Raw genomic sequence first — 20,267 nt, forward strand, 5'->3', positions numbered from 1 at the left:
CATAAGCCCGCGGAACAGAGCAATCGGGCGTCCGCCGTCCCGCGCTCGGCTGTCGTCTCTCCGCACCGGTGCCCGCCCCCAGCAGTAGCGACGCTGCGGGCGACACGAGCGCGGCTCGTGTGTGGTAACACAACACACAAGCCGGGGCGTTCACAACGACACCACATGTCCGCGGACATGCTCTCGGCGTTCGTCGACAGCGCCGAGCGCCACCACGCGACCGTCCACCGTGTCGCCCCCGAGGAGGTGACGGCGACGATCGCGCGTCTCGTCGAGGCGCCCGCCGTCGGCGTCGCGCTGCCGTGGGGGCTCGACCTCCCCGAGGCCGTCGCGACCGACCCGACGCCCGCCGATCTGGACGCCGCGGAGACGGGCGTCACCGCCGCGCGCCTCGCGATCGCCGACTACGGGAGCGTCGTGCTCGAATCGGACGCCGCCGGCAGCGAGGCGGTGTCGCTGTTCCCCGAGCGCCACGTCGCCGTGGTCCGCGCCGGCGACGTGGTGCCCGGAATGCGCGAGGCGATCGAACGGCTCGGCGACCGCCTCCGCGACGGCGCCAGCGCGGTGCTTGCGACCGGCCCCTCTGCGACCGCCGACATGGGCGACTTGGTCATCGGCGCGCACGGTCCGCGTGCGGTGGAGATCGTCCTCGTAGAGGAAGCGGAGGAGATGGACGGGCACGATAGCGGCCCCGACAGCGAGGAGGACAGCCGTGAGTAAGTCCAAGTCCCGGGCCGAGACAGCCGCTCGAATTCGCCACCTGCTCGACACCGAGGGCGACGCCGTCGCCGAGAACACCCGCGGCTTCAACCGCGGTCGCTACGAGTCGGTTCGGGAATTGGATGACTACGAGTCGCTGAAATCGGCGGCGCGGGCGATCAAAGAAGACGCGATCGAGCGCATCCCCGAACTGATCGACGAGCTCCGCGAGTCGGTCGAGGCGAACGGCGGGCACCTGTACGTCGCCGCCGACCCGGCGGAGGCGAACGCCTACGTCCGCGAGGTCGTCGACGGCGGGAACGTCGTCAAGAGCAAGTCGATGACCACCGAGGAACTGGACCTGAACGACGCCCTCGAAGCCGACGGCGCCGCAGTCACCGAGACAGATCTCGGCGAGTGGGTGCTTCAACTCGCCGACGAGACGCCGAGCCACATCGTCGGCCCCGCGGTCCACAAGTCGCGAGAGGGGATCGCCGACCTGTTCGCCGAGACGTTCGGCCTCGACGACGACGACCGCCCCGAGACCGCCGAGGAACTGACGCGGTTCGCCCGCGAGAAGCTCCTTGCGGACATCCGGGAGGCCGAGGTCGGCGTGACCGGAGCGAACTTCCTCGCGGCCGACTCGGGGACGCTGGCGCTGGTCACCAGCGAGGGCAACGCCCGAAAGACCGCCGTCGTCCCCGACACGCACGTCGCGGTCGCGGGCGTCGAGAAGGTGATCCCGACCGTCGAAGATCTCGCGCCGTTCGTCGAGCTCATCGGGCGCTCCGGGACGGGACAGGACATCACCTCGTACGTGTCGCTGTTGACGCCGCCGGTCTCGTCGCCGCCCGTCGACTTCGGCGAAGCGGACTCGCCCGTGGCCGAGCGCGGGGCCGCCGGCGGCGACGGCGCCACGGACCCGCATCCGGACCGCGAGTTCCACCTCGTGCTCGTGGACAACGGTCGCCTCGACTTGCGCGAGGACGACGACCTGAGAGAGACGCTGTACTGCATCCGCTGTGGCGCCTGCTCGAACTCGTGCGGCAACTTCCAGTCGGTCGGTGGCCACGCGTTCGGCGGCGAGACGTACTCGGGCGGCATCGCCACCGGCTGGGAGGCGGGCGTCGAGGGACTCGACACGGCCGCCGAGTTCAACGACCTCTGTACGGGGTGCTCGCGCTGTGTCCCCGCGTGCCCGGTGGAGATCGACATCCCCTGGATCAACACCGTCGTTCGCGACCGGATCAACCGCGGCGACGCCGCCGACGGTGAGGGGTCCGGGAGCGTCGGCTTTCTCGTCGACGGCCTCACACCCGACGAGGAACCGGCCGGCCTCGACCCCGCGAAACGGCTGTTCGGCAACTTCGAGACACTGGCGAAGCTGGGGAGCGCGACCGCGCCCCTGTCGAACCTCGTCGCGAACGCGAGGCCGGTTCGCGGGGCGATGGACCGCTGGCTCGGGATCACCCGCGAGCGCGATCTCCCCGCGTTCGAACGTGAGACGCTGGTCGACTGGTTCGACGCGCGCGGCGGCCCGCGGGTGAGCGAGGGGCTGGCGCGCCGAGAGGCCGTCGTCTATCCCGACGTGTACACGAACCACGTCGCCGTCGACCGCGGGAGGGCCGCAGTCCGGACCCTCGAGGCGCTCGGCGTCCGAGTGACGGTTCCCGAGTCGACCGCGGTCGGCAGCGGCCGCGCGCCACTGTCGCAGGGGATGGTCGAGACGGCGCGCCGGAAGGCCGAGCGCTGTCGCGACGCCCTCCTCCCGGAGGTCGACGCCGGTCGCGACGTGGTCGTGATCGAGCCGAGCGACCTCGCGGCGTTCGAGCGCGAGTACGAGCGGCTGCTCCCCGCAGACGACGCCGAGCGCGTCGCCGACGGCTGCTTCGAGGTGCTGGAGTACGTGTACGGCCTGCTGGAGAACGGTGCGGATCCGGGCGGGCTGACGACCGCCGAAGACGCCGGCGGACGGGCGCGCGTCGCGTACCACCCCCACTGCCAGGGGAAGACCCTCGATCTGGAGCCGTACACCGTCGCCGTGTTGGAGCGGCTCGGCTACGAGGTCGACACCTCGGAGACGGAGTGTTGTGGGATGGCCGGGAGCTTCGGCTACAAGTCCGAGTACTACGAGCTGTCGATGGACGTGGGCGAGCCGCTGTCCGAGCAGTTCGGCGACGCCGAGCGCGTGCTCGCGTCGGGGACCTCCTGTCGCGAACAGCTGGACGCGCTCCTCGGGTCGCCCGCCGAGCACCCGATCGAGGCGATCGCGCCGGGCGAGTAGCGCTCGGTGCGTTCGGACGCGACGCCCGGACCGAGGCACCGACCGGTCGTCCGCCCCGCGTCAGACGCGCGTGTCCCCCGGAGGAACGATTTTAAGACCCGCCCCGCCGATCCACGAGACATGAACGCAGACGCTGCGCCGCAGGAGATCACGACTCTCGTGGGGAGGGAGGTGTACTCCAACAACGGCGTGTTCGTGGGGGAAGTCGAGGACGTCCGCCTCGACCTCGATTCGCAGGTGGTTACGGGGCTGGCGTTGTCCCAACTCAGCGACGAACTGTTCACGAGTCGGATCGAACCCGGAAAGGGCGTGATGATCCCGTACCGATGGGTGCGCGCCGTCGGCGACGTGATCCTCATCAACGACACCATCGAGCGCCTCAAAGACGAGAACAGCGAAGAAGCGGCCGCGTAGTCGGCGGTTCCGACGGCGGGGGCGGTAGAGAGCGCGCTCTCAGAAGCAACGCAGTTGCACCGAGAGAGCGGCGATGATCGCTGACGCGATAGACGACTCCCGACGCGACGAGGACCGCCGACGCTACGACCCGTTGGACGACTCGGCGGAGCCGGTGCCGGCCGTGCTCTCGACGCCCATCGCGTCGAACAGCTTCTTTCGTACGGCCTCCTCGGAGAGCGCGAGCAGCGTGTCGCGGTTCGACTCGGTCGTCTCGATCCCGGTGAACAGGCCGAGGGGGATCTCCGCGGTGCCTTGCTTCGCGTGGCCGACCGCCTCGCCAACGCCCGAGAAGCCGTCGCGGAGGACGTTGCCGATGTTGATCCGGATGTCCTTCGAGCGCGCGGCGAGTGTGATCGTGTCGTCGACGATGCCGAAGACTGCGGAGGTCGTGATCCCCTCGAGGTTGAGCAGCTGTTGGGCCGCCTGGGCGAGGGCCTCGCGGTCGCGGACGAACCCGGCGTTGGAGATGAGGTGGCTGCCGTGGACCTCGCGGTTTTGAATCGCCTCCGCGAGCACGTCAAGCGTCTCCGGACTCATGCTCGGCGACTCCACGTCCTCCAGCGTGTCGTGGTTCGCGAACGGGTGGAGGTACGCGGCCGCCGTCAGGTCCGCCGGCGTGGTGTCGCGCTTGAAGTCGACCGTCTCCGCGCGGATGCCGTACAACAGCGCGGTGGCGACCGTCTCGTCGGGCGAGAGATCGAACTCCTGGAGGTACTTCGTGAGGATGGTCGACGTCGAGGAGACGTTCTTGCGGATGTCGGTGAACGTCGCGTCGATCACCGTCTCGGGCTCGTCGTGGTCGATGTACACGTCGACGTCGGCGTCGATCTCCTTGCCGCCGGCCTCCGCATAGTCGACGAGCGCGAGTGCGCCGTACTCCGAGAGCGGCCGCGCGTCGTCGCGGGGGTGGAGATCGATCCCGAGGGTGTTGACGAACGCGCGGTTTTCCTGGTGGCCGATCTCCCCGTCGTAGAGGATGTCAGCCTCGACGCCGTACTCGGTGGCGATCGCCGCGAGCGCGACCGCCGCGGCGATGGAGTCGGGATCGGGGTTGTCGTGCGCCAGCACCGCGAGCGTCCCCTTCGTCTCGCGGAAGATGTCCGCGAGCTGGCGGGCCTTGTACTCTAACTCGCCGGACTCCAGCGAGCGGAGCGCGGAGTCGGCGATGACGGTGGAGGGGTTGATCACCACGTCGGCGCCGAGATCTGCGAGCTCGTCCTCGCTGACCGGGTCGGACGCGCGGACGACGACGTACTGGTCGCCGTCGCGCTCGCGGATGGCGCGAACGGCCGCCTTGTTGGCGTCGACGTCCGAGGAGAGGATGAGGATCACGTTGCGGTCGGCGACCGCGTCGACGACGCCTTCGTCGGCGATGTCCTGCTGTTGGGCGTTCAGGTCCTGATCGCGCAGGGCCTCCACCCGGGACTCGTCTTTGTCGAGAATCAGCACGTCCTTCTCCTCTGCGGTCAGCGCGTCGGCGACTGCGTGTCCGACGCTCCCGCAGCCGAGAATGGCGTACGTCGACATCGACGAGACGGTAACCCCGGTGCTCATGTGGAGCGAAATCCGGACGGACGGCACTTAAGCGGTGATGTTCGTCGCCGCGTCGCTCTCGGCGAAACGGAAGGCATTTTACCGTACCCTCGCATCCTTGGAACGCAAGGGCTTGTAGCTCAGTCAGGGAGAGCGACGGACTCTTAATCCGTCGGTCGGGGGTTCAACTCCCTCCAAGCCCGTTCTACGAGGCACAGCGTGACGAGCGGCTGCTGCGGCGAGACTGAGCGCTCTCTCGGCCTTGTCGAGGAACGGGTGACGACGGTCAGCTAACACCCGTTCGCTAACGACCGTTCGCGTTCGACGTTCATTTTAACGCCCACGCGAAGCCGAGGACATGAGCTCCTCCGCCGACTCCGCCGACGGCTCCGTCTCTCGGCTCCAGTTCTGGACGTTGTATCTCTCGCGGTTCGCCGGCGGCTTCGGGAGCATCGCGCTCATCATCGTGCTCCCCAAAATCGCGACCGATCTCGGTATCGACGGGGTCGCGTTCGGTCTGCTGTACACCGCCTACACGCTCGCGCAAACCGTCGCCGTCGTCCCGCTCGCGTGGGCCGGCGATCGCTACGACAAGCGGATCGTGCTCCTCGGAACGCTCGTGATCGGAATCGCGACGTACGCGGCGTTCAGCGTCGTCACTGACGGCTCCGGGCTGCTCGCCGTGCGGGCGATGCAGGGCGTCGTCTTCACCGGGATGGGGCTGATGACGCTCGGACTCGTGGGCGAACTCGCGACAACGGGTACCCGCGCGAGTCGGATCGGCCGGGCGAACGCCGCCTCGTTCGCGGCGTCGATCGTCGGCGGGCTCTCGGCCGGCGCGCTCTACGACTACTTCGGCGGGTCGCGCGAGCTGTTCCTTCTGATCACCGGGCTGTACGTGCTCACGTTCCTCGCGACAGCGCTGCTCCTGTCTGCTGACGAGACCCGGGTCGAGGGGTTTCCGTTCGCCGACCTCGCGCTCAACCGCCGGATCCTCACGCTCACCTCCTTTCGGGCGCAGTACTCCGTCGCGGTGACGCTCGTTCGCAACTGGATCCCCGTGTTCGCCGGTTACGCCGCCGCCAGCGGCGGACTGGCGATGCCCGCATTCGCCGTCTCGGTGATCACGGTTTCCGAGAAGTTCACGAACATGTTGCTCCAACCGTACACCGGACGGCTCTCCGACGCGAGCGGGCGTGCGCTGTTCGTCTTCGCCGGCGGGGGCGCCTACGGCGTCGTCGCGGTGTTGGTGCCGTTCACGCCTGCCCTCGGCGACATGCTCGGACTTCCGTCGACGCTGCCGGTGCTCGGAGCCGTCTCGGCCGCGTTTCTCCCGCTGTTGCTGTTGAACGCAGGACTCGGGATCGCCGACAGCTTCCGCGAGCCCGCGAGCATGGCGCTGTTCGCCGACGAGGGGAGCGACGGCGACGGCGTCGCGTCGAGCTTCGGGATCCGAGAGCTCGTCTGGCGCCCCGGGTCGGTCGTCGGCCCCGTCGCTGCCGGGTGGCTGATGGGGAGTGTCGGGATGGAGTCGGTGTTCTTTGTCGGGGGCGGGTTCGCCGTGCTCGGGGCGCTCACGTTCCTCGGCGTGCTCCGGCGGTACCACGGGGCGAGCGCGCTCAGGGAGTGGTAGGCCCCGTCGGGATCGAACTCGCAGACGGCGACCAGCTCACGCGATCGGCTCGCCCTTTTCGTCGACCGGCGTCTTCACCACGAGAACCGGGCGGTCGCTGGCGCGCACGACGCGCTCTGTGACGCTCCCGACGAGCATGCGGTACTCGTCGGGCCGGCGTTGGCTCCCCGCCACGATGAGGTCTGCGTCGACCTCGTCGGCGACAGCGAGGATCGTCTCGTCCGGCGTGCCGTGTCGGAGGTGAGTTTCGACGGTGACGCCCGAGCTGGTCCCCCGCTCGCGCACGTCATCGAGCGTCTCCTCGCCGAGTTCTTCGAAGCCGTACTCCGGCCCCTCGTGGCCGTCGACGTACTCGTCGCCGGAGTACGTCGTGATCGCCGCCTCGTCGACGACGAACAGCGCGTGCAACGTCGCCTCCCGGTCGACGGCGATGTCCAGGTCGTCGAGCAGTCGGGCGCGATCCGCGGCGAGGTCCAGTGCGTGCTCGGTGGCGTTGATCGAGGCGACGCCGCCGTTCGTCGCCAGCAGGATATCCTCGTACATGTCAGCTGCCTGTTGGCGCGCCACTGGCAAAAAGCGCCCGGCGGGTCTCCGTTGGCGGGACCGATCGAACGTCGCTCCCTACCCGAACAGCTCTAGCAGTTCCAACAGCACGCCGGGAATCACCGCGAGAAGGACGCCGACCGCGATCAGGATCGCGGGGAGCCACAGCAGTCCGGACTGCGTGAACAGCCACAGCCCAACGCCGGCGAGCGCGAGCAGGATACCTATCACGCGGAACAGCCAGACGACTACCCCCTCCAGTTCCGAGTCCGCCACCAGTTCTGCGGCCTCGAGTACCTCGTCCATACAGGCGACCGGTGGCCGTCCCGGCCACTTGAACTCGGTGGCCGAGTCGGCGACGGCGCCCCTGGCTCGTCGTTACAGCCGCTCGGCGGTCGCCTCGACGCCAGCGCCGACGTCGACGTCGGCGCCGTGTTCGGCGAGCGTCTGCCCGAGTGCGGACACGAGCAGCGAGACGTTCGCCGGGCGCGCGGAGTGACCCATGCAGCCGATGCGGAAGATTTCCCCCGCAAGGTCGCCGAGTCCGGAGGCGATCTCCAGGTCGTAGCCGTCCAGCAGATCCGAGATGACCGCGCCGTCGTCGACCCCCGCGGGGACGCGAACCGCGTTGAGGCTCGGCAACCAGTACTCGTCGGCCGCGTTCAGTCGGAGACCCATCGCCTCGACCCCCGCCTTCAGGGCGCCGGCGGTCGATCGGTGGCGCGCCCAGCGCGACTCGATCCCCTCCTCGGCGACGAGACGCAGGGCCTCCCGCAGCGCGTAGACGTTCGTGATCGGCGCGGTGTGGTGGTACGCGCGCGCTTCGCCCCAGTATCCTTCCAGCAACGAGAGGTCGAGATACCACGAGCGCGCGGGTTCCTCGCGCGAGAGCACCTTGTCCATCGCGCGGTCGTTGAGCGTCAGCGGCGACGCCCCCGGCGGGCACGACAGACACTTCTGAGGGCCGGAGTACGCCGCGTCGATGTCCCAGTCGTCGACTTTCAGCGGAACGCCGCCCAGCGAGGTCACGCAGTCGGCGATCACGTACGCGTCGTGGTCGTGGGCGATGCTCGTCAGTTCCGGCACGGCAGGCTGGCGGACGCCCGTCGAGGTCTCCGCGTGGACGAACCCGAACACGTCGGGCTGGTGCTCGTCGAACGCGGTCTGCACGTCGACGGGGGCGAGCGGCTCGCCCCACGGCGCGTCGACCTCGACCACGTCGCCGCCGGCGCGCCGGGCCATCTCTGCCATCCGACCGCCGAAGTACCCGTTCGTCGGGACCAGCATCGTGTCGCCGGGCTCGATGAGATTTCCGATGGCGGCCTCCATCGACGCCGAGCCCGTACCGGAGACGGGTATCGTCCACTGGTTGTCCGTTCGGAACGCGTACCGGAGCAGCGCTTGCGTCTCATCCATGATCTCGATGAACGACGGATCGAGGTGCCCCACGAGCGGCGTGCTCATCGCGCGCAGGACGCGCGGGTGAACGTCGCTCGGGCCCGGCCCCATGAGGGTTCGCGACGGGGGCGTGAGTTCGCCGACCTCGGGCGCGTTCATCTCGTCGAGTTCCGGCTGGTGCATGCCCGTGAAGTCCACCGGCGCAGTCAAAGGCCGCTCGGTTCGCATTGCGAGCCGCGGAGACAACGCTCATGAACCGGCGCGGGGAACGAGCGTGCATGACTACCGACGAGAGTGTTCCGGAGACCGCATCCCGGGCGTGGTTCGCCGGCGGCGACGAGAACCCGCCGGCCGACCGCGTCCGCGACGGCGACGCCGACACGCCGGCCGACTGGCCCGCGCTCGCGGTCGCTTCCGGCTTCGCAACCGACGACGAGAACTACTACGCGAAGCTCCGCGACACCACCGTCGAGGCTGCGCGTGCAGCAGTGGACGAGCGCGAGCGCGCCGACGACAGGCAACTGCTCCATGCGGTGCGCGCGATGGACGACGCCGAACGCGTCGCCAACGAACTCGCCGAACGCGTCGCCGAGTGGGCGGGGACGTTGTTCCCCGACGCCGGTACCGGCGTCGACGGCTGTCACGACCTCGCCGCGCGCGACTCGGAGGGGCCAGCCGAGGAGCGCGTCATCGCGCTCGCGAGTCGCGTCGTCGATCTCGACAGCGAAGCCGACGAACTCGAGACGTTCATCGAGTCGCGCGCCCCCGTCGCCGCGCCGAACCTCGCCGCGCTCGCGGGCCCCGTGCTCGCCGCGCGCCTCATCTCGCTGGCCGGCGGGCTGGAGACGCTCGCGAAGAAACCCTCGGGGACGGTGCAGGTGCTCGGCGCCGAGGACGCGCTGTTCGCGCATCTACGCGGACACGGATCGTCGCCGAAACACGGTGTCATCTACACTCACGAGTATGTCCGGGGTACTCGACCCGAGGACCGCGGCTCCGCTTCCCGCGCACTCGCCGGGAAGCTGAGCATCGCCGCCCGCATCGACCACTACTCCGGCGACTACCGCCCCGAGTTGGAGGCGGAGTTGGACGACCGGATGCGGACGATCCGCGCCCGTGCCGGCGATGGTGGCGCTGCCAGCGATGACGGGGGGGCCACAGATGAGTGACGACGCGGGCGCTGGTGGCCGAAACGGCGCTCCCGACGGTGGTGAGTCGCTTCCCGCGGGTGTCGAACGCCGGGAGTTCGACGGTCGGGCGCGCCTGTCGACCCGCGGCGAGCCGGTGTACGGCGAGCCGACCGACGGCGAGTGGCGCGCGTGGGACGCCGCCCGCTCGAAGCTCGGTGGGATGCTCGAACTCGGGATGAACACTGGCCTCGTGGGCGGCGAGACGGTGCTGTACCTCGGTGCCGCGAACGGCACCACCGTCAGTCACGTGGCGGATTTCGCCGGGCCGACGTACGCCGTGGAGTTCTCGCCGCGGCCGGTTCGCGACCTGCTCGACGTCTGCGAGTCGCGTCCGACGCTCTTTCCGCTGCTCAAGGACGCCCGCCGGCCAGAGACGTACGCGCACGTCGTCGAAGCCGACTGCGATGTGCTCGTGCAGGACGTGGCCACGCGCGGGCAAGCGGCCGTCGCCGTTCGAAATCGACGGTTCCTCGCCGACGACGGTCGACTCATCCTGGCGGTGAAGGCGCGCTCGGAGGACGTGGCCGCGGCTCCAGACGACGTGTTCGACGAGGTGCTCGCGGAACTCACGGACGCGTACGAGATCGTCGAGACGCGTCGGCTCGACCGCTTCCACGAGGACCACCTCGGCGTCGTCGCGACGCCGCGGTAACCCGGTCGCTCTCGACGCGTACATCGCGATCGGTGCTCGGCCGTGCCGACGCACGGCGACGCGGACTGCGCGTCCGGCCCCTCGCTTTGCGCCTGCGCGCTTCCTTGAACCTGTGCGTGGACGGGCGCGACCGAACGCAGATGCGTCCGGTGAACGGTGGTCGCGGGATCCGATTTGAACGTTCGGCCCCTCGACCCCGTCACGACAGCGACCCGTCATTCGCCCCCGGTTTCCAGACATATTTATCACGGCACGCCGAAGCCGTCTGCGATGGACACGGGTTCGGCGTCGCCGTTCGAGCGGATGGGCACGCTTGGGGTCGAAGAGGAGTTCTACGTCGTCGACGGCGAGGGGCGGCCGACCTCCGGGAGCGACCAGCTCGTGTACGGGGATCGCGAGCCACCCGAGCCGCTCGCGGGCCGCATCGATCACGAGCTGTTTAAATTCGTCATCGAGACCCAGACGCCGTTGATCGAAGACTCCGGAGCGGTCCGCGACCACGTCGTCGACGTTCGAGAGGCGCTCGTCGACCACGCCGACTCGTACGGCCTGCAGGTTGCCGGCGCCGGACTCCACCCGGCGGCGGTCTGGCGCGAACTCGACCACGCCGAAAAGCCCCGGTACCGATCGCAGCTGGACCGGATCCAGTACCCGCAACACCGCAACACGACCGCCGGCCTCCACGTCCACGTCGGCGTCGACGACGCGGACAAAGCGACGTGGATCGCCAATCAGGTGCGCTGGTCGCTTCCCCCGCTGTTGGCGCTATCGGCGAACTCGCCGTTCTGGAACGGCTTCGACACGGGTCTCGCGTCCGCACGGGCGAAGGTATTCGAGGCCCTCCCGAACACCGGGATGCCCGGCTACTTCGCGGACTTCGAGGCGTACGACCGCTTCGAGCGACAGATGGTCGAGCACGGCTCGATCGAGGACCGTGGCGAAGTCTGGTTCGACGTGCGTCCGCACACGGGACACGGCACCGTCGAGGTGCGCACGCCCGACGGGCAGTCCGACCCGGACATCGTCTGCGCGTTCGTGGAGTACGTCCACGCGCTCGTCGTCGATCTGGCCGAGCGCTACGAGGACGAATCCGATCCGACGGCCGGCGACGCCACCGCCGACGGAGAGCGAGGACTTCGCCGGGAGCTACTCGACGAGAACAAGTGGCGGGCCGTGCGGCACGGACGCGAGGCCGACTTCGTCGACCGCGACGGCGACTCTGTCGTCGACCTGGCGACGGTCGTCGACCGCGAGTGTGACCGCCTCGACATCGAGGGATTGCGGTTCCTGTTCGAACGCGAGTCGGGCGCCGCACGCCAGCGTCGGATCCGTGAGGACGCGGGCATCGACGCCCTGTGTCGCGATCTCCTGATCGACGAGCACGACGCGTAGGCGGCGGAGTCGGAGCCGAGTAGACTCGGACGGATCGACTCACAGCGGATCGGGCGCCGCCGCGGGGATCGGCGACGGGGTTTTCCCTGCGGAGTTCTGACCGGCGAAATAGGACACATGGCTACCGACGAGGCCCCCGAAGACGGCGGCGAGTCTGACGGTGACGACGAAAACGCCCCCAGAGAGGAGCTTCGCGAGGCGGCTCAGCGGCTCGAGTCCGGTGCGAGCGACGTCGCTGACGGCTTCGACGAGCGCATCGTCGATCTGCTGGCGTGGCTGCTGGACACCGAGACGCGGGCGCGGATCTACGTGTACCTCCGCGAGCACCCCGGATCTACGAGCGAGGAAGTCGCCGACGGAACCGGGCTCTACCCCAGCACCGTGCGCGAGGCGCTCGCGGAGCTTCACGACGAGGAGACGGTCACTCGGACGAAGCGCGAGTCCTCCGGCGCAGGGAATAATCCCTACGAGTACGAGGCGATCGAGCCCGCCGCGCTCGTCGAGGGCGCGGTCGGGCAGGTACAAGACCAGCTGAACGCCGTGTTCACGCTCGACTCCCGGCTGACAGGCGACGGGGCGTCCGCGACGGAGACGGCCGAGCCGGTCAGCATCTCCGTCGAGACGGATCGGGAGGAGGACGGGTAACGTCGCATTTAGGTGTCGGGGCATCCACGCCCGGGTATGAACGTCGCGCTGGGCGGGACATTCGACCCGGTCCACGACGGCCACCGCGCGCTGTTCGAGCGCGCGTTCGAGCTCGGGGACCTCACCGTCGGCCTCACCGCCGACGAACTCGCCCCGAAGACCCGCCACACGGATCGGTACGTCCGTGCGTTCGCGGACCGCAAGCGCGACCTCGACGACGAACTCGCACCGCTCGCGGCCGAACACGGACAGCGATACGAGATCCGCGAACTGACGAAGCCGACCGGAATCGCCGTCGAGCCGGGGTTCGACGCGCTGATCGTCTCCCCGGAGACGCAGTCGGGAGCCGAGCGAGTCAACGAGATCCGCGAGCAGAAGGGGCTGCCAAGCCTCCGGATCGAAGTCGTCGACCACGTGCCCGCCGAGGACGGCGACCGGATCTCGTCGACGCGGATCGTCCGCGGCGAGATCGACCGGCACGGGACTCTCACGCCCGACCGCGAGGGACGCGGGACGGAGCCGCCGGACGCGGAGTGACGGAGTAATGGCCGGTGCCGACGCCGCGGCCGGCTGGCTGGCGCGGCGATCGCGAGCGACGCAGTTGATCCTCGTCGGTGTCGTCGCGCTCCTGCTCGGCTATCAAGCGATCCGCCTGGCGGGCCGAGACCCGGGGAGCGAACTCGCCTACGTCGGCGGGGCCCTGTTCCTACTCGGCCAACTGATCGGCTTCACGGGACTGGCGCTGCTCGCCTACCGGCTGCTCACAGAGTAGCCTGCGATCCCGTTGACCGGACCGAACCGCGGCCGGCCCGCCCCTCCGCTGCGGTCGTCTCCGCTCGGCACGTCACCACGACGGCGGTCGAAAGCCGGCGTCCTCGAGCACGCCCTTCCAGTGTTGCTGGACCGAGAGCCTGGTGACGTCCATCGCATCGGCCACCGCGGTCTGCGGGCGCTCGTCGCCGGCGATGAGCGCCCCGGCGTACAGCGCAGCCGCGGCCATCGCAGGTTTCGACCGATCCTCCTCGGGAACGGCGGATAGGAACATATCGGTCGCGTTTGAGCGGGCCTCGGGCGAGAGCTCCAGCGACTCGGCGGCGCGTCGGAGTCTGGCGAGCCACTCCTCGTGTTCCACCTCGTCGCTGGCGCGGTACATCGGTGCCGAATTCGGGGCGGGAGCTGATAAATCGTCGCCCCGGTCCGACAGCTACTTACCGTGATTCTGGATACTGTGTGGCGAGCGCGGGTAGCCAAGCCAGGCCAACGGCGCAGCGCTTAGGACGCTGTCCTGTAGAGGTCCGCCGGTTCGAATCCGGTCCCGCGCAGTGAGGAGCGCAGCGACGAACGAGCAGGACGGATTCGAAGCAGGGAGTGAGGCGAAGGAGGTGAGCGGAACGACCGTGGTTCGAATCCGGTCCCGCGCAGTGCGTCGCGACGATCGTTGCATTCGCACCTTGATAGGGCGGCGAACAGAACGGGGACGAAGGGGACGGGTCGCGACGGCCGAATGCAAGACGGCCGCACGACGGTGCCGAAACCGATATCAACAGGCCCCGAAATGTTCACATTATGACTACCTCGGCCGATCTCCTCGTCGACCTCGTCGCGGACGTCGACGGGGTGTTCCTCTTTTCACCGAACGGATCGACGTACGAGGACTTCCGCGAGCTCGACGGCGAGCAGGCCGTCGTCGTCGCGCCCGAGAACGACCACGACGCGGACCGCTACGTGGAACTTCCGCTGGAATTCGACAACGTCCGCGACCGGATCCGCTTCGGCGTCGAGGGGGCGATGGACCACGGCTACTGCGTTGAAGGCGACGTGGTCGCGTGCGCGGTCGGCGTGTTCGACGACCCGATCGACGGCGTGATCCGCACGCCCGTCACCGAGTCGATGCACTCGGGTATCTACGACCTGTTCGCCAACTCTCGCGCGGACCCGAACGTCGTGCGCGACGTGTTCGACGTGGCGATCGAACTGGGCAAGAAAGGCCAGAAGGGCAAGCCCGTCGGCGCGCTGTTCGTCGTCGGCGACGCCGGCAAAGTGATGAACAAGTCCCGGCCGCTGAGCTACAACCCCTTCGAGAAGAGCCACGTCCACGTCGGCGACCCCATCGTGAACGTGATGCTCAAGGAGTTCTCCCGGCTCGACGGCGCGTTCGTCATCAGCGACTCGGGGAAGATCGTCTCCGCCTACCGCTACCTGGAGCCGGGAGCTGAAGGCGTCGACATCCCGAAAGGGCTGGGCGCGCGACACATGGCCGGCGGCGCGATCACCCGCGACACGAACGCGATCGCGATCGTGCTCTCGGAATCGGACGGGCTCGTCCGTGCGTTCAAGGGCGGTCGCCTCGTGCTTGAACTCGACCCGGAGGAGTACTGACGCATGACCGATGCGAGTCTCACACTGGCCGCTGAGCGTGCGCCGTGGACCGCGTTGAGCGCCGTCACGACCGCTGCACCGCCGCTTCAATCGCCGGGCGACGCGGTCCGGTCGGCCCTGACGAGCCTTCCTGCGCGCCTGTGGCTGGCGCTCGGCGTGATCGTGCTCGCCGCGTTCCTCGGCTACCTCGTCGTTCGCGTGAACCGTCGGATCCTCGTCGGCGCCGGCGTTCCGGAGACAATCGAGGGGACGGCGTTCGAACGGACCGCTCGTGAGTTCGGCACCTCAACCGTCTCGCTCGTTGCGAACCTCTCGGGGTATTTCATCTTCATCCTCGGGCTCATCGTCGCGCTCACCATCGCCCGGGTGCGCTACATTTCGACGTTCTGGAACCAAGCCGCCGAGTTTCTCCCCTCGCTGTTTCTCGCCGTTCTCGTGCTCATCGTCGGTCTCGTCGTCGGCGATAAGGTCGAACTGTTGATCAACGACCGCCTGCGCGGCGTGAAGCTCCCGCAGGCCGGAATCGTCCCGTCGATCGCCAAGTGGTCGGTGGTGTTTATCGCGGTGCTCGTCGCGCTCGGGCAGATCGGCGTCGACACCGCGGCGCTGGTCGTCCTGCTGGGTACCTACGGCTTCGCGCTGGTGTTGTTCGGCGGGCTCGCCTTCCGCGACCTGCTCGCGTGCGGTGCCGCCGGCTTCTACCTCCTGCTCCAGCAGCCGTACAGCATCGGCGACCGCGTCCGAATCGGCGACACGGACGGCGTCGTTCAAGAGGTGAGCGTGTTCGTCACTCACGTGGAAAGCGAGGGTGCGGAGTACGTGGTTCCCAACCGTCGGGCGTTCACCGAGGGCGTTGTCCGGCTCCGCGAATAGTCGGGGCGTGCAGCCCGGAGCAGCGAGCGGCAGGTTCAGTTCAGTTCAGTTCTCGCGCGACTCGTCGCCGTCGGCGCTGCGCTCCCCTCGCTCGACCGGTTCGGCCGGGACGCCGGCGACCGTCGCGCCCGGTGGGACGTCGGCGGCGACGAGGGAGTTCGCCGCGACCTGGGCGTCCTCGCCGATGTGGACGCCGGGTAACACTGTCACCTTCGCGCCGAGCATGGCGCGGTCGCCGACGACCACGTCGCCGAGGCGGTACTCGTCCTGGAGGAACTCGTGACACAGCAACACCGAGTCGTAACCGACGATCACGTCGTCACCGAGCGCGACGCGCTCGGGCCAGAACACGTCCGGGGTCGCCTCTAGCCCCCAGGAGACCCCCTCTCCGACAGTCGCGCCCAGTTGGCGGAGGAGCCAGGACTTGAGCCGGAGGCTCGGCGAGATCCGGATCAGCCAGACGACGAGATAGTTGACGGCGACCCTGATCGGCGACTTGGCGTCGGTCCAGTGGCGCAGGGAGTTGCGCCCGTCCGGCGTCGGATGTCGCTCCAGCCGGTCGTAGCGCGCAGGCGCCCCCTCTCCGTCGGCGTCGTCGTCGCTCACACCAGACGCGTCGGCGCCGGCGGTAATGAATCTCGCGCGTTTCGCGGCGGACCGCACGGGCGAGAGTTCTTCACCGATCACGGGGCCAGCGCACTCGTGCGGTGAACACCGCCCCGGACCGCGCCGCGAAACTCGTGACGCGAGCGATCCGGACCCCCGCCGTGATGCGTCACGTGTTCGCCAGCAGCCGAGCGGGAGCGATGCGTCTGGACAGCTTGAACCGTTCAGAGGCCCGACCCGAGGACGCCGAACAGCTCTCGGGGCGCAACCCGCCGACTATTCCCCGCGGATTTCCGCCATGTGGTCGATCCGCGACTGCACCAGCTCGGCGGTTCCAATGTCGTGTCGGACGTGGAATCCCTCGTCGATCATCGACAGCGCGGCCTCCGCGTCCGCCTCCGCCGCCGCGATGGAACCGCCGAGGCCGACGACAGCGAACGACCGCGAGGTGGTCGTGAACAGCCCGTCCTCGCGCTGGTCGACGCTCGCGTAAAACAGCAGCGCGTCGCCGACGCTGGAGTCGTCGACCTCGATTCGAGCGCCTGCGTCGGGCTCGACCGGATAGCCGGCCGGGACCGCGTACTTGCAAACCGTCGCCTCCCCGGAGAACGCCAGGTCGGGCAGCGATTCGCCGTCACGGGCCGCCGTGAGCACGTCGAGGAACGGCGTCGAGAGCACCGGTAGCGTGTTCATCGCCTCGGGGTCGCCGAATCGGGCGTTGAACTCCACCACCTTCGGCCCGTCCGCGCCGAGCATGAACTGCCCGTAGAGGACGCCCTTGTACTCGGGGAGCGCGTCGACGACAGCGTCGATGATCTCGACGGCGGCGTCGTAGTCCGCGTCGGTCATGAACGGCAGCGTCAGATCCGTGTCCGAGTAGCTGCCCATCCCGCCGGTGTTGGGCCCCTCGTCGCCCTCATATGCGCGCTTGTGGTCCTGCACCGCGGGCGTCGTGCGCACCTCACCGTTCGCGACGAACGCTTGCACGGTGAACTCCTCGCCGACGAGGCGCTCCTCGATCACCCACTCGTCCCACTCGGCGTCGCGGATGTACTCGATGGCCGCCTCGGTCGTGAGCTGGTCTCCCGTTACGCGGACGCCCTTCCCGCCGGTGAGCCCGACGGGCTTGACCGCCACGTCGCCGTCGTACTCCGCGACGTACTCGGCGGCCGCATCCGCCGAGTCGAACGTCTCGAAGTCCGGGTTCCCCGGGATATCGTGCTCCGACATGAACCGCCGCTGGAACGCCTTGTCCGTCTCGATGCGCGCCTCGTCGGCGCGCGGACCGAAGGTGTACACGCCCGCGGCGTCGAGCGCGTCGGCGACTCCGGCCTCCAAGGCGGACTCGGGGCCGATCACCGCGAGGTCCGCGTCGACGTCCGCCGCGTAGTCGACGATCGAGTCGGCGTCTCGCTCGTCTATCTGCTCGAACCCGGACGCGAGCGAGGCGATCCCGGGGTTTCGGTTGCCGGCACAGGCGTACAGCGTCGCGTCGTCCGCAACCGCGCGGGCGATGGCGTGTTCGCGGCCGCCGCCGCCGACGAGGAGCACTGTCTCGGACATGGTCGACTGGATAATACATCGGAGTGTAAACCTTACTCTCTCAGCGCCTCGTATTATCCACACACGTGGATAGCTATCTCGTGTCGACACGCCGTCTCGCGTGTGTGTCGACCCGCGGCCGTCCCGCTTATCCCTCCCGACGCCGACCGCCTGATAATGACCGATCCGACGGCGCGAAACCGGCTGGAGGAGGAGGCCAGCCCGTATCTGCGCCAACACGCGGACAATCCAGTCCACTGGCAGCCGTGGGACGACGCCGCGCTCGCGGCGGCCCGCGAGCGCGACGTGCCGATCTTCCTGTCGGTGGGCTACGCCGCGTGTCACTGGTGTCACGTCATGGAGGAAGAATCGTTCGAGGACGAGGCCGTCGCGGACGTGCTCAACGACGAGTTCGTCCCGGTGAAGGTCGACCGCGAGGAGCGACCGGATCTCGACCGGATCTACCAGACGGTGAACCAACTCGTCAATGGCCGGGGCGGCTGGCCGTTGTCCGTGTGGCTCACGCCCGAGGGGAAGCCGTTCTACGTCGGGACGTACTTCCCGCGCGACGGCCGTCAGGGAATGCCGGGGTTCCTCGAAGTGTGCCGCAACATCGCGAACTCGTGGAACGACCCCGACCAGCGCGCCGACATGGAGGCGCGCGCCGACCAGTGGACGGCCGCCGCCCGCGACGAACTGGAGTCGACCGGTGGTGACGGCGACACGCCCGAGGCGGCTGACGGCGTCGGAGCGGCCGCTGAATCGGCCGACAGAGCCGAGGTCGACGGCGAACGGAGCGGCCTCCCGGACGCCGACGTCCTCTCTGACGCCGTCACGGCGGCGCTGCGAAGCGCCGACCGCGAACACGGTGGCTTCGGCCGCCAGGGGCCGAAGTTCCCGCAGACCGGGCGGATCGACCTCCTCATGCAGGCGTCCGCGCGAAGTGGCCGCGAAGAGCCGTTGAACGTCGCCGTCGAGACGCTCGACGCGATGGCCGACGGCGGGCTCTACGACCAGGTCGGCGGCGGCTTCCACCGCTACTGCACCGACCGCGAGTGGGTCGTCCCCCACTTCGAGAAGATGCTGTACGACAACGCCGAGTTGGCGCGCGTCTTCCTTGACGCCCACCGCCTGCTCGGTCGGCCGAAATACGCGACCGTCGCCCGCGAGACGCTCGCGTTCCTCGATCGGGAGCTGTCCCACCCCGACGGCGGCTTCTACGGAACGCTCGACGCCGACTCCGGCGAGGGAGAGGGGGAGTTCTACGTCTGGACGCCGGAGTCCGTCGCGGAGGCGCTCGCAGCCGCCGATCGGGAGTTCGAGTCAGACGACGTCGAACTGGTGTGCGACCGATTCGGCGTCGAAGACGGCGGCAACTTCGAGCGCGGAACGACCGTGCTCACCCGCGCGGCCCCGGTCGAGGAGCTCGCCGACGCGTACGACCTGCCCGTCGAGACCGTGCGCGAACGGCTGATGAGGGCGCGGACGGCGTTGTTCGACCATCGCGAAGCGACACGCGAGCGGCCGCCCCGGGACGAAAAGGTGCTCGCGGGGTGGAACGGTCTCGCGGTCTCGGCGTTCGCCGCTGCCGGTCGAACCCTCGATCCGGACCTCGCCGAGCGCGGCGCCGACGCGCTCGGGTTCGTACGAGAGCACCTGTGGGACGGCGAGCGGCTCAGCCGCCGATACATCGAGCGCGATGGCGACGCCGTCGGCGAGGGCGAAGTGAAGGGCGTCGGCTACCTCGAGGACTACGCCTACCTGGGACGGGCGGCGCTCGATCTGTACGGGGTTACCGGCGACGTGGGTCACCTCGGCTTCGCGCTCGATCTCGGTCGAACCGTGGTCGAGGCGTTCTACGATGCCGACGACGCGACGATCTACTCCACGCCGGCCGACGGTGAGGAGCTCGTCGTGCGGCCGCAGGAGCCGACGGACGCCTCCACTCCGTCCAGCCTCGGCGTCGCGACACGGCTATTGCTCGATCTCGACCTGTTCGCACCCGACGAGGCGTTCGCCGAAGTCGCGCGCGACGCGCTTGCGACCCACGCGGACGACGTGACCGCGTCGCCGCTGGAACACGTCACGCTGGCACTCGCGGCCGCCCGCGCCGAGAGCGGCCCCTTCGAACTCACGCTCGCGTCCGACGGGGTGCCCGAGGAGTGGCGAGACACGCTCGCAAGTCGGTACCTCCCCGGCGTCGTCGTGGCACCGCGGCCACCGACCGCCGACGGCGTCGCGGCGTGGGTCGACGACCTCGGGCTGGCCGATGTGCCGCCGATCTGGCACGGGCGCGACGCCCGCGACGGCGCGCCGACGGCGTACGCCTGCCGCGACTTCACCTGTTCGCCGCCGAACCACGATCTGCGGGCGGCGCTGGAGTGGGCCGCCGGCGACTAGCGCCGCCGCGCGTCGGATCCGGATCCGGACCCGGACTCGGCG

At 69.1% G+C, this 20,267-nt stretch carries 20 protein-coding genes and 2 tRNA genes; 15 read left to right on the plus strand and 7 right to left on the minus strand.

Features of this window, described 5'->3' with window-relative positions; translation table 11 throughout:
• The first annotated feature begins 165 nt into the window (after positions 1-165).
• From P0Y41_RS04070 to P0Y41_RS04080, 3 genes are all read left to right on the plus strand, one after another.
• Positions 166-720, plus strand: a complete 555-nt coding sequence (locus tag P0Y41_RS04070; RefSeq protein ID WP_284062695.1) for a LutC/YkgG family protein — start codon at positions 166-168, stop codon at positions 718-720.
• A complete protein-coding gene (locus tag P0Y41_RS04075) occupies positions 713-2,983 on the plus strand; it encodes an LUD domain-containing protein (protein WP_284062696.1) in 2,271 nt (756 codons plus the stop codon). The genes P0Y41_RS04070 and P0Y41_RS04075 overlap by 8 nt, the downstream gene beginning before the upstream one ends.
• A 120-nt stretch (positions 2,984-3,103) precedes the next feature.
• A complete protein-coding gene (locus tag P0Y41_RS04080; RefSeq protein ID WP_284062697.1) occupies positions 3,104-3,397 on the plus strand; it encodes a PRC-barrel domain-containing protein in 294 nt (97 codons plus the stop codon).
• Between the two features lie 123 nt (positions 3,398-3,520).
• Here the strand turns inward: P0Y41_RS04080 and P0Y41_RS04085 are convergent, their stop codons facing one another.
• Positions 3,521-4,993 (minus strand): DHH family phosphoesterase, encoded by a 1,473-nt coding sequence (locus P0Y41_RS04085; protein ID WP_284062698.1) that lies wholly within the window; start codon positions 4,991-4,993, stop codon positions 3,521-3,523.
• Positions 4,994-5,101: 108 nt separating this feature from the next.
• On the opposite strand from P0Y41_RS04085, the gene P0Y41_RS04090 reads away from it, so the two are divergent.
• A tRNA-Lys gene (locus P0Y41_RS04090) sits at positions 5,102-5,175 on the plus strand.
• A 155-nt stretch (positions 5,176-5,330) separates the two neighbouring features.
• Positions 5,331-6,605: an MFS transporter gene (locus P0Y41_RS04095; RefSeq protein ID WP_284062699.1), complete on the plus strand. Its 1,275-nt coding sequence runs from the start codon at positions 5,331-5,333 to the stop codon at positions 6,603-6,605.
• Between the two features lie 36 nt (positions 6,606-6,641).
• Here the strand turns inward: P0Y41_RS04095 and P0Y41_RS04100 are convergent, their stop codons facing one another.
• The 3 genes from P0Y41_RS04100 to P0Y41_RS04110 all read right to left on the minus strand — a co-directional run bounded on the left by P0Y41_RS04100 (position 6,642) and on the right by P0Y41_RS04110 (position 8,729).
• Positions 6,642-7,148: a universal stress protein gene (locus P0Y41_RS04100; protein ID WP_284062700.1), complete on the minus strand. Its 507-nt coding sequence runs from the start codon at positions 7,146-7,148 to the stop codon at positions 6,642-6,644.
• A gap of 78 nt (positions 7,149-7,226) precedes the next feature.
• Entirely contained in the window at positions 7,227-7,454 is a 228-nt protein-coding gene (locus P0Y41_RS04105) for a hypothetical protein (RefSeq protein ID WP_284062701.1), read from the minus strand.
• A 72-nt stretch (positions 7,455-7,526) separates the two neighbouring features.
• Positions 7,527-8,729, minus strand: coding sequence for a pyridoxal-phosphate-dependent aminotransferase family protein (locus P0Y41_RS04110; protein WP_284062702.1), 1,203 nt, complete (start codon positions 8,727-8,729; stop codon positions 7,527-7,529).
• 95 nt (positions 8,730-8,824) lie between these two features.
• On the opposite strand from P0Y41_RS04110, the gene P0Y41_RS04115 reads away from it, so the two are divergent.
• The 6 genes from P0Y41_RS04115 to P0Y41_RS04140 all read left to right on the plus strand — a co-directional run bounded on the left by P0Y41_RS04115 (position 8,825) and on the right by P0Y41_RS04140 (position 13,197).
• A complete protein-coding gene (locus tag P0Y41_RS04115; RefSeq protein WP_284062703.1) occupies positions 8,825-9,715 on the plus strand; it encodes an NOP5/NOP56 family protein in 891 nt (296 codons plus the stop codon).
• Entirely contained in the window at positions 9,708-10,388 is a 681-nt protein-coding gene (locus P0Y41_RS04120; RefSeq protein ID WP_284062704.1) for a fibrillarin-like rRNA/tRNA 2'-O-methyltransferase, read from the plus strand. The genes P0Y41_RS04115 and P0Y41_RS04120 overlap by 8 nt, the downstream gene beginning before the upstream one ends.
• Before the next feature lie 270 nt (positions 10,389-10,658).
• A complete protein-coding gene (locus P0Y41_RS04125; RefSeq protein ID WP_284062705.1) occupies positions 10,659-11,780 on the plus strand; it encodes a glutamate--cysteine ligase in 1,122 nt (373 codons plus the stop codon).
• Positions 11,781-11,897: 117 nt separating this feature from the next.
• A complete protein-coding gene (locus P0Y41_RS04130; RefSeq protein ID WP_284062706.1) occupies positions 11,898-12,425 on the plus strand; it encodes a winged helix-turn-helix domain-containing protein in 528 nt (175 codons plus the stop codon).
• A 36-nt stretch (positions 12,426-12,461) separates the two neighbouring features.
• Positions 12,462-12,962, plus strand: a complete 501-nt coding sequence (locus P0Y41_RS04135; RefSeq protein ID WP_284062707.1) for a phosphopantetheine adenylyltransferase — start codon at positions 12,462-12,464, stop codon at positions 12,960-12,962.
• Between the two features lie 7 nt (positions 12,963-12,969).
• Positions 12,970-13,197 carry a hypothetical protein gene (locus P0Y41_RS04140; protein WP_284062708.1) on the plus strand — a complete coding sequence of 76 codons (228 nt, stop codon included), beginning with the start codon at positions 12,970-12,972 and terminating at the stop codon, positions 13,195-13,197.
• 72 nt (positions 13,198-13,269) lie between these two features.
• On the opposite strand, the gene P0Y41_RS04145 is transcribed toward P0Y41_RS04140, so the two are convergent.
• The gene (locus tag P0Y41_RS04145) at positions 13,270-13,578 is read right to left on the minus strand and encodes a transcription initiation factor IIB family protein (RefSeq protein WP_284062709.1); all 309 of its coding nucleotides are present in this window, start codon (positions 13,576-13,578) and stop codon (positions 13,270-13,272) included.
• 84 nt (positions 13,579-13,662) lie between these two features.
• Between P0Y41_RS04145 and P0Y41_RS04150 the strand changes: the two genes are divergently transcribed.
• The 3 genes from P0Y41_RS04150 to P0Y41_RS04160 all read left to right on the plus strand — a co-directional run bounded on the left by P0Y41_RS04150 (position 13,663) and on the right by P0Y41_RS04160 (position 15,677).
• Positions 13,663-13,747 (plus strand) — tRNA-Leu (locus P0Y41_RS04150).
• 244 nt (positions 13,748-13,991) lie between these two features.
• Positions 13,992-14,804, plus strand: coding sequence for a diadenylate cyclase DacZ (gene dacZ, locus P0Y41_RS04155; RefSeq protein ID WP_284062710.1), 813 nt, complete (start codon positions 13,992-13,994; stop codon positions 14,802-14,804).
• A 3-nt stretch (positions 14,805-14,807) separates the two neighbouring features.
• Complete coding sequence (locus tag P0Y41_RS04160; protein WP_284062711.1) at positions 14,808-15,677, plus strand: mechanosensitive ion channel family protein; 870 nt, start codon at positions 14,808-14,810, stop codon at positions 15,675-15,677.
• 45 nt (positions 15,678-15,722) lie between these two features.
• Here the strand turns inward: P0Y41_RS04160 and P0Y41_RS04165 are convergent, their stop codons facing one another.
• Together P0Y41_RS04165 and purD are read right to left on the minus strand one after the other, a co-directional pair.
• Entirely contained in the window at positions 15,723-16,283 is a 561-nt protein-coding gene (locus tag P0Y41_RS04165) for an acyltransferase (protein WP_284062712.1), read from the minus strand.
• A gap of 276 nt (positions 16,284-16,559) precedes the next feature.
• Positions 16,560-17,846 carry a phosphoribosylamine--glycine ligase gene (gene purD / locus P0Y41_RS04170; protein ID WP_284062713.1) on the minus strand — a complete coding sequence of 429 codons (1,287 nt, stop codon included), beginning with the start codon at positions 17,844-17,846 and terminating at the stop codon, positions 16,560-16,562.
• Positions 17,847-18,002: 156 nt separating this feature from the next.
• Here purD and P0Y41_RS04175 point away from each other — a divergent pair, with 156 nt between their 5' ends.
• Positions 18,003-20,225, plus strand: coding sequence for a thioredoxin domain-containing protein (locus P0Y41_RS04175; RefSeq protein ID WP_284062714.1), 2,223 nt, complete (start codon positions 18,003-18,005; stop codon positions 20,223-20,225).
• Positions 20,226-20,267: the final 42 nt, after the last annotated feature.

Origin of the sequence: Halobaculum halobium (assembly GCF_030127145.1) — an archaeon.
Taxonomy (GTDB): Archaea; Halobacteriota; Halobacteria; order Halobacteriales; family Haloferacaceae; genus Halobaculum; species Halobaculum halobium.

Bases quoted from the DNA above. Each gene is read 5' to 3' on its own strand.
- P0Y41_RS04070 (WP_284062695.1), top strand. From the start codon at position 166: ATGTCCGCGGACATGCTCTCGGCGTTCGTCGACAGCGCCGAGCGCCAC.
- P0Y41_RS04080 (WP_284062697.1), top strand. From the start codon at position 3,104: ATGAACGCAGACGCTGCGCCGCAGGAGATCACGACTCTCGTGGGGAGG.
- P0Y41_RS04085 (WP_284062698.1), bottom strand. From the start codon at position 4,993: ATGAGCACCGGGGTTACCGTCTCGTCGATGTCGACGTACGCCATTCTC.
- P0Y41_RS04095 (WP_284062699.1), top strand. From the start codon at position 5,331: ATGAGCTCCTCCGCCGACTCCGCCGACGGCTCCGTCTCTCGGCTCCAG.
- P0Y41_RS04100 (WP_284062700.1), bottom strand. From the start codon at position 7,148: ATGTACGAGGATATCCTGCTGGCGACGAACGGCGGCGTCGCCTCGATC.
- P0Y41_RS04105 (WP_284062701.1), bottom strand. From the start codon at position 7,454: ATGGACGAGGTACTCGAGGCCGCAGAACTGGTGGCGGACTCGGAACTG.
- P0Y41_RS04110 (WP_284062702.1), bottom strand. From the start codon at position 8,729: ATGCACCAGCCGGAACTCGACGAGATGAACGCGCCCGAGGTCGGCGAA.
- P0Y41_RS04115 (WP_284062703.1), top strand. From the start codon at position 8,825: ATGACTACCGACGAGAGTGTTCCGGAGACCGCATCCCGGGCGTGGTTC.
- P0Y41_RS04120 (WP_284062704.1), top strand. From the start codon at position 9,708: ATGAGTGACGACGCGGGCGCTGGTGGCCGAAACGGCGCTCCCGACGGT.
- P0Y41_RS04125 (WP_284062705.1), top strand. From the start codon at position 10,659: ATGGACACGGGTTCGGCGTCGCCGTTCGAGCGGATGGGCACGCTTGGG.
- P0Y41_RS04130 (WP_284062706.1), top strand. From the start codon at position 11,898: ATGGCTACCGACGAGGCCCCCGAAGACGGCGGCGAGTCTGACGGTGAC.
- P0Y41_RS04135 (WP_284062707.1), top strand. From the start codon at position 12,462: ATGAACGTCGCGCTGGGCGGGACATTCGACCCGGTCCACGACGGCCAC.
- P0Y41_RS04140 (WP_284062708.1), top strand. From the start codon at position 12,970: ATGGCCGGTGCCGACGCCGCGGCCGGCTGGCTGGCGCGGCGATCGCGA.
- P0Y41_RS04145 (WP_284062709.1), bottom strand. From the start codon at position 13,578: ATGTACCGCGCCAGCGACGAGGTGGAACACGAGGAGTGGCTCGCCAGA.
- dacZ (WP_284062710.1), top strand. From the start codon at position 13,992: ATGACTACCTCGGCCGATCTCCTCGTCGACCTCGTCGCGGACGTCGAC.
- P0Y41_RS04160 (WP_284062711.1), top strand. From the start codon at position 14,808: ATGACCGATGCGAGTCTCACACTGGCCGCTGAGCGTGCGCCGTGGACC.
- purD (WP_284062713.1), bottom strand. From the start codon at position 17,846: ATGTCCGAGACAGTGCTCCTCGTCGGCGGCGGCGGCCGCGAACACGCC.
- P0Y41_RS04175 (WP_284062714.1), top strand. From the start codon at position 18,003: ATGACCGATCCGACGGCGCGAAACCGGCTGGAGGAGGAGGCCAGCCCG.